The sequence below is a fragment of the Actinomadura sp. NPDC048955 genome, from assembly GCF_040649435.1.
Lineage (GTDB): Bacteria > Actinomycetota > Actinomycetes > Streptosporangiales > Streptosporangiaceae > Spirillospora > Spirillospora luteofluorescens.
On sequence record NZ_JBEZJI010000007.1, the window covers coordinates 136557 to 148989 of the forward strand.

The window sequence follows — 12433 nt, forward strand, 5'->3', positions numbered from 1 at the left end:
CAAGCCGCCGCTCCGGCCGGACATTGACCTGGAGTGCACTCCAGGTGCGATCCTGGAGTGCGTGAGCTCCTACTCTCCCGCCGAGACCGCCGAGAAGAGCGGTTTCAGCATCGACACCCTGCGCTACTACGAGAAGATCGGGCTGCTGTCCGGGATCGCGCGGAACGCGTCGGGGCGGCGCGTGTTCTCCGACGACGACCTGCAGTGGCTCGGGATGCTGCGCTGCCTGCGCGGCACCGGGATGCCGATAGCCGAGATGCTGCGCTACTCCGAACTGGCCCGCGGCGGCGGCGAGACCGTCCAGGAACGGCTCGACCTGCTGCAGGAGCACGACCGCCGGGTCGAGGAGCAGATCGCCACCCTGCGCGCGCAGCAGCGGCAGATCAAGGTGAAGATCGGCTTCTACCGGGAGGTGTCGGTGACCTGCGAGGCCGCCCCCGCCCCCGCCTGAGCGAGGACGCGCTCCGCGCGCGCCCACGTCTCCGCCGGCTCGAACGCGTCGGCCCACCAGGTGTCGGCGCGGATCGTCCCGCGCCGCCGGAACCTGCGCATGACGGCGACGTGCGGCGGCCAGGCCACGAAGCCGCGCAGCGCGGCGTCGCCGGTCCAGACCGAGACGGAGCCGCACCTGCGGCGGCGGAGGTCGGTCCACAGCCACAGGCCGACGGCGCCCTCCAGGTCCGGCCACGACCGGCGCAGCGCCATGCCCGCGTGGAAGGCCCTCGGCAGGTCGAGCGCGTGCGCGCAGGTGAAATCGGTGACGCTGACGAGGACCGGGCCCGTCGCCCGGACCGGCCCGCCGCGCCACGCGGTCCTCAGGAGCGCCATGCGGGGTCCCGTCCGAGGAGGGCGAGCAGGCGGTCCCGCGGCTCCGCGCCGTCCGCGGAGGGGACGGACGGGGCGAACGAGTCGCCGGGGCCCCGGCCCTCCTCGGGGACGATGGCGGCGACCTTGAGGGAGGCCTCCACGAGTTCGGCGCCGGGTTCCCAGGCGGCGCCGATCGCGGCGGCGACGTCCCAGGCGTGCACGACCAGGTCGACGAAGTGGAAGCTGATCGCCAGCGCGGCGGGGAAGGCGCCGCCGTCGCGGATCTCGGGCAGGTCGAACCGGGCGTCCAGGGCCGCCCCGGCGAAGGCCTCGGTCACGAGTCCGGCCGAGGCCCGCGCGGCGGCGAGGGGGTCCTCGCCGAGGTCGCCGCCGCGCCAGGCGGACAGCCGCGCGCCCTCGCCCCTGGCGGCGGCCGCGAAGCCCTCGTCCTGGCTCACCTGGTGGCGCAGCAGGCCGTGCAGCGTCCAGTCGGGGCACGGGGTCGGCAGGCGCAGCGCGTCCGGCTTCACCTGCGCGACGACGGACAGGTAGAGATCGGCCGCCTCCCGGTCGAGTGGCCGGAAATCGGTCGTGAGCAGTTCGTTCAGCGGGTCCATGCGGCCACGCTAGGGACTCCCAGAGGCCCAGGTACAGGTCCAAAATTGCGCAGAATGACTGAGCCGATTTAGGGTCGGCGCCGTGGACCTCCACGTGAGCCTGGTGGGGCGGCGCGACCTCGCCGGGCAGATCTACGCCCAGCTGCGCGCCGCGATCCTGGACGGCCGGCTGCGCGCGGGGGAGGCGCTGCCGCCGACGCGGGAGCTGGCGCGGCGCCTGGCGATCTCCCGCAACACCGTCGGCGTCGCCTACGACCGGCTCGCGGCCGAGGGGTTCCTGACGAGCCGGGTGGGCGCGGGGACGTTCGTCCGGGAGACCGGGTCCGCGGCGCGCGGCGCGCCCGCCGTCTCGCCGCTGCGGCCGCGGGCCGTGTGGGAGGGGGCGTCCGCCTGGCCTGCGCCGATGCCCGGGATCCGGTGGGACTTCCGTGCCGGGCTGCCCGACGTGCGGCTGTTCCCGTACGAGGCCTGGCGGCGGATCATGTCGGGGCTGCTGCGGCCGTCGGGGCTGGCCGATCCCGCCTCGGCGGCCGACCCGGCCGGGCTGCCCGCGCTGCGCGAGGCCGTCGCCCGCCACGTGGGCGTCTCGCGGTCGGTGCGGGCGAGCGGCGCCGACATCGTCGTCACCTCCGGGGTCCAGCAGGCCCTCGACCTGATCGTCAGGGTGCTCCTCGAACCGGGCGACGTGGTCGCCGTGGAGGACCCCGGGTACCCGCCCGTGCGGATGCTCCTCGCCGCGGCGGGGATGCGGGTGCGCGGCGTGCCGGTCGACGCCGAGGGGCTGCGGGTGGACGCGCTGCCCGGCGAGGCGCGGGCCGTCTACGTCACCCCCTCGCACCAGTTCCCGCTGGGCATGCCGATGTCGCTGCCGCGCCGCAGGGCGCTGCTCGACTGGGCGCGGCGGCGGGACGTGGTGATCGTCGAGGACGACTACGACACCGAGTACCGGTACGGCGGGCGGCCCGTCGAGCCGCTGCAGAGCCTCGACGAGGACGGCCGCGTCCTGTACACCGGCACCTTCTCCAAGATCATGCGGCCGGTGCTGCGGCTGGGGTTCCTGGTGGCGCCGCCGTCGCTGCACCACGCGTTCCGGATGGCGCGCTACGTCTCGTCCTGGCACGCCGAGCTGCCCGCGCAGGCGGCGCTCGCCCGGTTCATCGACGAGGGCCTGCTCGCCCGGCACATCCGCAGGTCGCGCCGCGAGTACCGGGCGCGGCACGAGCGCGTCGCCGAACGGGTCGCCGGGCTGCCGGGGGACCGGCTCGACCTCGTCCCGTCCGAGGCGGGGCTGCACCTGAGCGCGGTGTTCCGGGACGGCGCGGACGACGCCGCCGTCGCCGCGAGGGCGCTCGGGGCGGGCGTCGGGCTGTTCGCGCTGTCGGAGTTCGCGGTGACCGGGCCGCCCGGTGCGGGCCTGGTCTTCGGGTACGGCGCCGTGACGCCGCCGGAGATCGACGAGGGGATGCGCCGGCTCGCCGGGGTGCTGCGCGGCTAGCGGTGGACGGGCGTGATGCGCCGGCCGTCCGCGCCGAAGAACAGGACCCGGTCCATGTCGACCGCCAGCGCGACGCGGTCGCCCCGGTCGGGCCGCCCGCCGGGCGCGATGCGGAAGACGAGGTCGGACCGCCGGTGGTGGCCCGCGTGCTCCTCGACCGGCTCCTCCTCGGCCGGCCGCCCGAACATCGCCCGCACCCGGTCGCGCAGCCCCGGCCGCGCCGCCGCGGGGACCTGCGGCCGCTCGGGGCGCCCGACCTCGTTCGCGTCCACCGTGGGGATGCCGGCCTCGGCGTAGGCGAGCCACTCGTGCCCGTGGAACTCCAGGGCGCGGACCTGGCCGGACAGGACGGTCCCGGACGGGGCGGGCGAGCCCGGGGCGATCGGCATCACCGTGTCGGGGCGGATCCCCACGATCACGGGCAGGCCGTGGTGGCTGATCAGCGCGGACGCCCGCTTGTCGCCCCAGGGCAGGGTGAGCCGCTGCGGCCCGAGGTCGAACATCAGCCCCTGGCCCTCGACGGCCCACAGGGTGGCCTGCAGCAGGTTGATCGGCGGGGAGCTGAGGAACGCGGCCGTGAACACGGTCGCCGGGTCCTCGTAGATCTGCTCGGGGGTGCCGACGTCCTCCAGGACGCCGTCGCGCAGCACGGCCATCCGGTCGGCCATCGTCATGGCCTCGACCTGGTCGTGCGTGACGTAGACGGTGGTGGTGCGGCTGGAGCGGACCAGCGCGGCGATCTCGACGCGCAGCTCCGTGCGCAGCCCCGCGTCCAGGCTCGACAGCGGCTCGTCCATCAGGAACAGCGACGGCTCGCGGATCAGCGCCCGCCCGATCGCGGCCCGCTGCCGCTGGCCCCCCGACAGCGTGCGCGGCAGCCGGTCGATCATCGTGTTGATGCCGAGCGCGCGCGCCAGCTCGACGACCTTCGCGGACGCCTCGGCGCGGTCGTCCCCGGACACCTCCAGCGGGAACATCATGTTGCCCTTGACCGTGCGGTGCGGGTAGAGCGCGCCCTCCTGGAACACCATCGCCACGTTCCGGTCGCGGGGCGGCAGGTCGTTGGCCACGGTGCCGTTCAGCCACAGGTCCCCGCCGGTGATCTCCTCCAGCCCGGCGATCATGCGCAGGATGGTCGACTTGCCGCAGCCGGACGGTCCGAGCAGGACGAACAGTTCCCCGTCGTTGATGCGCAGGCGGACGTCGCGGACGGCGACCTGCCCGCCGGGATACACCTTGTCGACGCCGTCCAGCACAACATCCGTCATCGAGTCCGCCTGGGGGTGGGCAAATCTACGGTGGGACATCTCATCGCGGTGCGGTCCCAGTTGTCCAGAGTAAAACCAGGGTTACCCGCCGTTAACCCGGCCGAGTCCGGCCATCGGATCGTATATTCCGACACCGCGTGATCTTCCTGGCTTCGAACCGCCCGTCGCGTGCCGGGACGGCGCCCGCACCCTGGAGATCGGCGGGCCGCCGTGTCACCTTTGATCACGAAACCCGTCCGGGTTCGAAGGAGGAGCTCCCATGCCCGACTCCCCACCCCCCGTCAGCCGCCGCGCCTTCCTGCACCGCACCGGCGCGGGCGCCGTCCTGCTCGCGGGCGGCGTGCTCGCGGGCGGCACCGCCGCCGCCGCGCCCGCCGGCCGGTCCGCCCTCGCCGGCCCCGCCCGCGGGCCCGCGCCCGCCGATCTCGACCCGCTCGCCCTGCTGCAGAAGATGATCTCGTTCGACACCCAGAACTTCGGGGAGGGCGGCGTCACCCGGCCCTACGCCGAGATGCTCAAGGGCGTCTGGGACTCGGCGGGGGTCCCCGCCCAGATCATCCCCACGCCGAAGAAGGACAACGTCCACCTCATCGCCCGGATCGAGGGGACCACCGCGGCGCCGCCGCTGCTCCTGCTCGGACATTCCGATGTCGTTCCGGTGGAACGTGACAAATGGTCGGTCGACCCGTTCGCCGGAACCGTTCGCAACGGCGAGGTCTACGGCCGCGGCGCCCTGGACATGAAGGGCGCCAACTCCGCGAACATCAGCGCCCTGCTCCGGCACGTCAAGGAGGGCGGGCGGTTCGACCGCGACATCATCGTCCTCACCGACTGCGACGAGGAGGCCGGGCAGTACGGCTCCCACTGGCTGGCCGAGCACCACTGGGACAAGATCAACGCGGGCATGGTGCTCACCGAGGGCGGCTGGTTCCTCGCCCAGAAGGACCGGCGGACGCCGATGCTCATCACGGTGACCCGCCAGGACAAGGTCTACTTCAACCTCGACCTCGCCGCCGGCGGCACCGCCACCCACTCCTCCAAGCCCAACCCCGACTCGGCCATCGCCAGGCTCTCCCGCGCCGTCACCGACATCGACACCTGGCTCGCGCCGGTCGCGCTCACCCCCGTCACCCGGGAGTACTTCGGCGCGCTGGCCAAGGCCACCGACGACCGCCCGCTCGAACGGGCGCTGCGGCTGCTGCTGTCCGCCCGGTCCCAGCAGGCCCGCGAGCGGGCCGCCGCGCTCGTCGTCAAGCGCAGCTCCTACCCGTGGCTGCACCAGGCCCTCCTCCGCACGACGCACGCCTTCGTGATCGAGGACGCGGGGTACAAGGAGAACGTCATCCCGTCCAAGGCCACGCTGCGCCTCAACTGCCGCGGCGTCCCCGGCGGCCAGCGGCCGCGCGACTTCCTGGCCGCCATCCGGCGGCGCCTCGCCGACCGCGACGTGACCGTCACGCTCGCGGGCAACCCGGGGGAGTCGGAGGAGGACGCCCTCAAGCGGCTGGACGAGACCTGGGCCAAGCCGCCGTCGAGCCTGGACTCGCCGCTGTTCGAGGCCATCGGCGACGCCGCCGCCAGGACCTACCCGGACGCGGTCTTCGCGCCCGCCCTGTTCGAGGCCGGGACGAGCCTGTCGCCCTGGACCTCCAAGGGCGTCCCCGGTTACGGCGTCTACCCCTACGTCGTCGACAACGACCAGCTGATCGCGATGCACGGCAACGACGAGCGCATCGCCGTCGAGGCCCTCAAGCAGGGCACGGAGTTCATGTACCGGCTCTTCGGCCGCTTCCGGGTGGGCTGACCTGCGGCGCCCCCGTCCCCCCGCGGGTCGCCCGCCCGGGGGACGGGGGCGCACCCATGCCCGTCGCGGTGCGATGCCCCCGATGTCACGGGCCCGCCGTAGACTCCTTGGTCGTGGCAGGCCGGATTCGCAATGAGGACATCGCGCTCGTACGGGAGCGCTCGTCCATCGCCGACGTGATCGGCGAGTACCTGCAGCTGCGCAGCGCGGGCGGCGGCAATCTCAAGGGCCTGTGCCCGTTCCATGATGAGAAGTCCCCGTCGTTCAACGTGACGCCCTCGCGCGGGCTGTACTTCTGCTTCGGCTGCGAGGCGGGCGGCGACGTCATCAAGTTCGTCCAGGAGATCGAGCACCTCACCTTCACCGAGTCGGTGGAGCGGCTCGCCGTCCAGGCCGGGATCCAGCTGCGCTACGAGGAGGGCGGCGGGCGGGGCCCCCGGCAGGACGGCGGTCAGCGCGCCCGGCTGATCGAGGCGCACCGGGCGGCCGCCGAGTACTACGCCGAGCAGCTGAACTCCGCCGCCGGCGCGCCCGGCCGCACGTTCCTGTCCGAGCGCGGCTTCGAGGCCGCCGACGCCGAGCGCTTCGGCGTCGGGTTCGCCCCCCGCGAGTGGGAGGGCCTCGTCAGGCATCTGCGCGGGCGCGGCTTCGCCGACCGCGACATCGTCGCCGGGGGGCTGGCCAAGGAGGGGCGGCGCGGCCCGATGGACCGGTTCCGCGGCCGGCTGATGTGGCCGATCCGCGACCTGTCCGGCGACGTCATCGGGTTCGGCGCGCGCCGCCTCTTCGAGGACGACGACGGCCCCAAGTACCTCAACACCCCCGAGTCGCCGCTCTTCCACAAGAGCTCGGTGCTGTACGGCGCCGACCTCGCCAAGAAGGAGATCGCCCGGCGGCGGCAGGCCGTGGTGGTCGAGGGCTACACCGATGTGATGGCCTGCCACCTGGCGGGCGTCCCGACGGCCATCGCCACCTGCGGCACGGCGTTCGGCGACGAGCACATCAAGGTGCTGCGCCGCCTGCTGATGGACCAGGACGAGTTCCGCGGCGAGGTGATCTTCACCTTCGACGGCGACGCGGCCGGGCGCAAGGCGGCGCTGCGCGCCTTCGACGACGAGCAGAAGTTCGTGTCCCAGACGTTCGTGGCCGTCCAGCCGGACGGCCTCGACCCGTGCGACCTGCGCATCCGGCACGGCGACGCGGCGGTGCGCGACCTCGTGGCGTCCCGGCTGCCGCTGTTCGAGTTCGCGGTGCGCAGCGCGATCGAGCAGCACGACCTCGACACGGTCGAGGGCCGGCTCGGCGCGCTGGACGCGGCCGCCCCGGTCGTCGCGGCCATCAAGGACCGCTCCCGCCGCCACATGTACGCGGTCAACCTCGACCGCTGGCTCGGCATCATGGACGAGCAGTTCGTGCTGCGCCGCGTCCGCGAACTGGCCAACCGGGCGCACGGCCGCGCGCAGGCGGGAAACGGCCGCGGCCAGAACGGGAACGGGCGCTTCCAGAACGGCTACGGCCGGGCGGGCCCCGCCGGGGAGAACGGGCGGGGCGGCGCCGCGGAGCCCCAGGCGCCGTCGCGCCCCGCGTTCGACCCCGGCGATCCCGAGGTCCAGCGCGAGCGCGAGCTGCTGAAGATGGCGGTCCAGCGCCCGGCGCTGCTCGGCCCGGCGTTCGACGAGGTCCCGGTCGAGGCGTTCATCGCGCCCCCGCACGCGGCCGTGCGGGCGGTGATCACCGAGGCGGGGGGCGTCGCGGCGGCGGGGAACACCGCGGAGTGGATCGTGCTCCTGCTGGAGCGGGCGCCGAACGACCAGGTCAGGGATCTGCTCACCAAGCTCGGGGTGGAACCCGTCCGCTCCGCCCAAGAATCGGACGACCGTTATGCGGCGGAATTGCTGGCCAGAATCCAGGAGCGCCAGCTCACACGCATGATCGCGAACGTGAAATCTAAACTCGGGCGGCTGAATCCGGTCGAAGCGGCCGAGGAGTACAACCGGCTCTTCGGTGATCTTGTCGCGCTTGAGCAGCAGAGACGGGTGTTGCGGGAGCGAGGACTTGGGTCGCAATAGGCGTCCCTTCCGGGAAAATGGGTCCTGTGATCTAGGCCCCATTTGACGCAGACTGTCTGCGTGGGCCCTTCGGTGCTGCCAAGCGAGGCGCCATCGGTTGATCAGGTGGCGGACCTCGTCGCACGCGGCAGAGAGCGCGGCGGTGTGACCGTCGAGGACGTCGCTGCCGCGCTCGATCGCTCGGACTTGCCGGACGACTCGCTGGAGCGGGTCGTCCGGATGCTCGCAGAGCAGGGGGTGGAGGTCCTCGAGTCTCAGCAGGAGACCGAGGACGTCACGCGAGCGGATGAGGGAGACCTCGGCAAGCGGGCGCCGACGAGCGACCTGGTTCGGATCTACCTGAGAGAGATCGGTCGCGTACCGCTGCTCACGGCAGAAGATGAGGTAGAACTCGCGAAATCGATCGAGGCGGGACTGTTCGCCGAGGAGAAGATGGCGCGCACCGCCGTCCTCGCCCGCGGCGAACTGCTCGACCTCGAACTGCTCTCCCGCGAGGGGGCGCGGGCGAAGCAACGGCTGATCGAGGCCAATCTCCGGCTCGTGGTCTCGATCGCCAAACGCTACGTCGGCAGGGGAATGCTGTTCCTCGACCTGATCCAGGAGGGAAATCTCGGACTGATCCGCGCGGTCGAGAAATTCGACTACACCAAGGGGTTCAAGTTCTCGACGTACGCCACCTGGTGGATCCGGCAGGCGATCACCCGGGCGATCGCCGACCAGGCCCGGACGATCCGCATCCCGGTGCACATGGTGGAGACGATCAACAAGCTGGTCCGCGTGCAGCGCCAGATGCACCAGGACCTCGGCCGGGAGCCGAGCCCCGAGGAGATCGGCCTGGAGATGGGCCTGTCGCCCGTCCGGGTCGTGGAGATCCAGCGCATCGCGCAGGAGCCGGTCTCGCTGCAGTCCCCGATCGGCGAGGAGGACTCCGACCTCGGCGACTTCATCGAGGACGCCGACGCCGTGGTGCCGATGGAGGCCGCGGCGTTCATCCTGCTGCAGGACCAGCTGGAGGACATCCTCGCCACGCTGTCGGAACGGGAGCAGCGCATCATCCAGCTGCGCTTCGGCCTGGTCGACGGCCACCCGCGCACCCTGGAGGAGGTGGGGCGCGAGTTCGGCGTGACGAGGGAGCGGATCCGCCAGATCGAGTCCAAGACGCTGGCGAAGCTGCGCCACCCGTCCCGGGCCCAGATGCTCCGCGAGTATCTGGACTGAGGCGCGGGCCCTGACGACGGGGCCGCCCTCCCGGCCGTCCGCCGGGAGGGCGGTCACGGGCAGCGCCGCGGGTGGCGGAGGGTGCGGTGCCGGCGGTGCGGAGAGATACGCGTTACCGCCGTTACGTCGCATTTCGTCCGGACCGTGTCCTACCGTGGTGACCATGCTGATCGTGACGACTGATGGCGTGGCGGGGTACGAGATCAGGAGCGTGCTCGGAGAGGTCCTCGGGCTGGCCGTCCGAGCCGATCAGGGCGCCGTCCACGCGCCCGGGCAGGGCGGGAGCAGCGCGACGTTCCGGGTGACGGGGGAGCAGCCGGGCGCGGGCCTGGCCGCGGCGCGCCGCGAGGCGGTGGACCGGCTCGGCGAGGAGGCCCGGCGCAAGGGCGCGAACACGGTGGTGGGCATGAGGTTCGACACCGCCGTGACGGGCGGCGGCGTCGAGGTGTGCGCGTACGGGACGGCCGTCTGGGCGGAGCCGGCGGCCCAGCAGCGCGAGCAGGCGCCGCAGCACCAGCAGCGGCCGCAGCACCCGGGGCATCTGCCCCCGTACGGCGACCCGCAGGCCGGCGGCCCGCCGATGGCCGCGCGCAACCTCACGATGGGCCTGCACGACCGCCCCCGCTGAGACGCCCCGTGCCGAGGCCGCACGGCGTGGGATGACTCACTGTCCGGGGCCCCACTTGACGTGCTGAGGTTAGCTTTCGCTAATTTAGGTAAGCCTAACCATTTGCACGCTCCTGGAGACCCTGATGCGTCCTGTGTCCGTCCTCGCGCTCGCCGGCGCCGCCGCGGTGTCGATGTCCCTTCTGGCGGCGTGCGGCGGTGACGGGGACGAGGCCGGAGCGGCGGGCGCCGTCGCCGTGACGGCCACCGACGACTCCTGCGAGGTCGCCAAGACCGACCTCCCCGCGGGCAAGACCACCTTCAAGGTCGCCAACAAGGGCTCCAAGGTCAACGAGTTCGAGGTGCTCAAGCCGGACGGCAAGATCCTCGCCGAGCGGGAGAACATCGGCCCCGGCACCAGCGTCGACTTCGTCGTGAACCTGCCCGCCGGCAAGTACAAGCTGCTGTGCAGCGCCGGGCAGACCGGCAAGGGCCCGTCCCAGGACGTCACGGTCACCGGCGGCGCCGCCGGCGGCGCGGACCCGCGCCTGAGCAAGGCCGCCGCCGACTACAAGGCCTTCGTCATCGTCCAGACCGACGACACGATCGCCAAGACGGAGAAGTTCGTCGCCGCGGTGAAGGACGGCGACGTCGAGAAGGCCAAGGAGCTGTACGCGCCGTCCCGCGTCGGCTGGGAGACGATCGAGCCCGTCGCCGAGAAGTTCGGCGACCTCGACCCCAAGGTCGACGCGCGCGAGGCCGACCTCAAGCCGGAGGAGAAGAAGGACTGGTCCGGCTGGCACCTGCTGGAGAAGGCCCTCTGGAAGGACGGCTCCGTCAAGGGCAAGGAGAAGTACGGTGACCAGCTGCTGGCCGACCTGGGAACGCTGAAGTCGCGGCTGCCCGGCCTCACGCTGGACCCCGTCAACGACATGGCGGGCGGCGCGAAGGAACTTCTCGACGAGGTCGCCACCGGCAAGGTCACCGGCGAGGAGGAGGCGTTCAGCCACACCGACCTCGTCGACTTCAAGGCCAACGTGGACGGCGCCAAGAAGATCTACGACCTGCTCAAGCCGGTCGTCCAGGAGCGGGACGCGCAGCTCGCGAAGGACCTCGACGACAACTTCGCGGGTGTCGAGACGCTGCTGAAGAAGCACGAGAAGGGCGACGGCTACGTCTCCTACGACAAGGTCGGCGAGGACGAGCGCAAGGAGCTGGCCGACGCGGTGAACGCGCTGGGCGAGCCCCTGTCCAGGCTCGCCGCCGCCGTCGCGAAGTGACCCTGACGAGAGGAACCGAGGCGGCATGACGGGCGAAGGGACGCAGGAGCGGCCGGGGATGTCCCGGCGGCGGATGCTGGGGTTCTCCGGCGCGAGCCTGCTCGTCGGGGCCGCCGCCGGGGCCGGGCTCGACCGGGTCGCCTCCGCGGAGGAGGACGACGCGGGCGACGCGATCGCCTTCCACGGCGCGCACCAGGCGGGCATCGCCACCCCGGTGCAGGACCGGCTGCACTTCGCGGCGTTCGACGTGACGACCGGCGACCGTGACCGGCTCGTGCGGATGCTGAAGGAGTGGACGGCCGCGGCCGCCGCCATGACCGCGGGCCGGCCGGTCGGCGAGGGCGCGGTCGGCGGCCCCGCGGTCGCGCCGCCCGACGACACCGGCGAGGCGCTCGGGCTGCCGCCGTCCCGGCTCACGCTGACGATCGGCTTCGGCCCGTCGCTGTTCGACAAGGGCGGCAAGGACCGGTTCGGCATCGGGGCGCGGCGCCCCGCGGCCCTCGTCGACCTGCCGCACTTCCCCGGCGACAACCTCGACCCGGCCCGTAGCGGCGGCGACATCGCCGTGCAGGCCTGCGCGGACGACCCGCAGGTCGCGGTGCACGCCATCCGGAACCTGGCGCGCATCGGGTTCGGCGTGGCCGCGGTCCGCTGGTCCCAGCTCGGCTTCGGCAAGACGTCCTCGACGACGCCGGACGCGCAGACCCCGCGCAACCTGTTCGGGTTCAAGGACGGCACCGAGAACATCGCCGGAACCCAGGGGGACCTGCTCGACCGCCACGTGTGGGCGGCGGGGGGAGACGGGGCCGGCTGGATGGCGGGCGGCTCCTACCTCGTCGCGCGCCGCATCCGGATGCACATCGAGACCTGGGACCGCACGTCGCTGCGCGAGCAGGAGGACGTCTTCGGGCGGAACAAGGGCGAGGGGGCGCCGGCCGGGCTGAAGAAGGAGCGCGACAAGCCGGCCCTGGCCCAGATGAAGCCCGACGCGCACGTGCGGCTCGCCCACCCCGACTCCAACCAGGGGACGCGCATCCTGCGGCGCGGCTACTCGTTCACCGACGGGTCGGACGGCCTCGGCCGGCTGGACGCGGGCCTGTTCTTCATCGCCTTCCAGCGCGACCCGCGGACGGGCTTCATCCGCGTCCAGAACTCGCTGGCCACCGACGCGCTGAACGAGTACATCCAGCACGTCGGGTCCGGCGTCTTCGCGTGCCCGCCCGGCGTCCGCGAGGGCGGCTACTGGGGCGAGACGCTCTTCGCCTGACG

At 72.8% G+C, this 12433-nt stretch carries 11 protein-coding genes; 8 read left to right on the forward strand and 3 right to left on the reverse strand.

The annotated features are described in order from the left end of the window. Nucleotides 1–61: 61 nt before the first annotated feature. Nucleotides 62–451 (forward strand): MerR family transcriptional regulator, encoded by a 390-nt coding sequence (locus AB0C84_RS10005; protein ID WP_179843104.1) that lies wholly within the window; start codon nt 62–64, stop codon nt 449–451. Here AB0C84_RS10005 and AB0C84_RS10010 read toward each other — a convergent pair. Next, nucleotides 403–828: a hypothetical protein gene (locus AB0C84_RS10010; RefSeq protein WP_361063495.1), complete on the reverse strand. Its 426-nt coding sequence runs from the start codon at nt 826–828 to the stop codon at nt 403–405. The two genes, AB0C84_RS10005 and AB0C84_RS10010, sit on opposite strands and share 49 nt — an antisense overlap. After that, nucleotides 816–1424, reverse strand: coding sequence for a TIGR03086 family metal-binding protein (locus AB0C84_RS10015; RefSeq protein WP_361063498.1), 609 nt, complete (start codon nt 1422–1424; stop codon nt 816–818). The genes AB0C84_RS10010 and AB0C84_RS10015 overlap by 13 nt, the downstream gene beginning before the upstream one ends. 82 nt (nt 1425–1506) lie before the next feature. Here AB0C84_RS10015 and AB0C84_RS10020 point away from each other — a divergent pair, with 82 nt between their 5' ends. Further along, entirely contained in the window at nt 1507–2919 is a 1413-nt protein-coding gene (locus AB0C84_RS10020; RefSeq protein WP_361063501.1) for a PLP-dependent aminotransferase family protein, read from the forward strand. On the opposite strand, the gene AB0C84_RS10025 is transcribed toward AB0C84_RS10020, so the two are convergent. Continuing rightward, nucleotides 2916–4187 carry an ABC transporter ATP-binding protein gene (locus AB0C84_RS10025; RefSeq protein WP_361063504.1) on the reverse strand — a complete coding sequence of 424 codons (1272 nt, stop codon included), beginning with the start codon at nt 4185–4187 and terminating at the stop codon, nt 2916–2918. The two genes, AB0C84_RS10020 and AB0C84_RS10025, sit on opposite strands and share 4 nt — an antisense overlap. Nucleotides 4188–4446: 259 nt before the next feature. Here AB0C84_RS10025 and AB0C84_RS10030 point away from each other — a divergent pair, with 259 nt between their 5' ends. The 6 genes from AB0C84_RS10030 (at nt 4447) to efeB (ending at nt 12431) form a co-directional block, all read left to right on the forward strand. Continuing rightward, nucleotides 4447–5991, forward strand: a complete 1545-nt coding sequence (locus AB0C84_RS10030; RefSeq protein ID WP_179843099.1) for a M20/M25/M40 family metallo-hydrolase — start codon at nt 4447–4449, stop codon at nt 5989–5991. A gap of 113 nt (nt 5992–6104) precedes the next feature. Beyond that, nucleotides 6105–8060 carry a DNA primase gene (gene dnaG / locus AB0C84_RS10035; RefSeq protein ID WP_361063508.1) on the forward strand — a complete coding sequence of 652 codons (1956 nt, stop codon included), beginning with the start codon at nt 6105–6107 and terminating at the stop codon, nt 8058–8060. 105 nt (nt 8061–8165) lie between these two features. Beyond that, nucleotides 8166–9278, forward strand: coding sequence for an RNA polymerase sigma factor RpoD (rpoD, locus tag AB0C84_RS10040; protein ID WP_312879071.1), 1113 nt, complete (start codon nt 8166–8168; stop codon nt 9276–9278). A 163-nt stretch (nt 9279–9441) separates the two neighbouring features. Beyond that, complete coding sequence (locus tag AB0C84_RS10045; RefSeq protein WP_179843096.1) at nt 9442–9906, forward strand: heavy metal-binding domain-containing protein; 465 nt, start codon at nt 9442–9444, stop codon at nt 9904–9906. 124 nt (nt 9907–10030) lie between these two features. Next, nucleotides 10031–11164, forward strand: coding sequence for an iron uptake system protein EfeO (gene efeO / locus AB0C84_RS10050; protein ID WP_361063512.1), 1134 nt, complete (start codon nt 10031–10033; stop codon nt 11162–11164). A gap of 25 nt (nt 11165–11189) precedes the next feature. Further along, nucleotides 11190–12431, forward strand: a complete 1242-nt coding sequence (gene efeB / locus AB0C84_RS10055; protein WP_361063515.1) for an iron uptake transporter deferrochelatase/peroxidase subunit — start codon at nt 11190–11192, stop codon at nt 12429–12431. Nucleotides 12432–12433: the final 2 nt, after the last annotated feature.

What these genes read in the sequence shown, in the direction of transcription:
- efeO (WP_361063512.1), top strand. Translation starts at nt 10,031, where the DNA reads ATGCGTCCTGTGTCCGTCCTCGCGCTCGCCGGCGCCGCCGCGGTGTCG.
- AB0C84_RS10015 (WP_361063498.1), bottom strand. Translation starts at nt 1,424, where the DNA reads ATGGACCCGCTGAACGAACTGCTCACGACCGATTTCCGGCCACTCGAC.
- AB0C84_RS10025 (WP_361063504.1), bottom strand. Translation starts at nt 4,187, where the DNA reads ATGACGGATGTTGTGCTGGACGGCGTCGACAAGGTGTATCCCGGCGGG.
- AB0C84_RS10010 (WP_361063495.1), bottom strand. Translation starts at nt 828, where the DNA reads ATGGCGCTCCTGAGGACCGCGTGGCGCGGCGGGCCGGTCCGGGCGACG.
- AB0C84_RS10045 (WP_179843096.1), top strand. Translation starts at nt 9,442, where the DNA reads ATGCTGATCGTGACGACTGATGGCGTGGCGGGGTACGAGATCAGGAGC.
- AB0C84_RS10030 (WP_179843099.1), top strand. Translation starts at nt 4,447, where the DNA reads ATGCCCGACTCCCCACCCCCCGTCAGCCGCCGCGCCTTCCTGCACCGC.
- efeB (WP_361063515.1), top strand. Translation starts at nt 11,190, where the DNA reads ATGACGGGCGAAGGGACGCAGGAGCGGCCGGGGATGTCCCGGCGGCGG.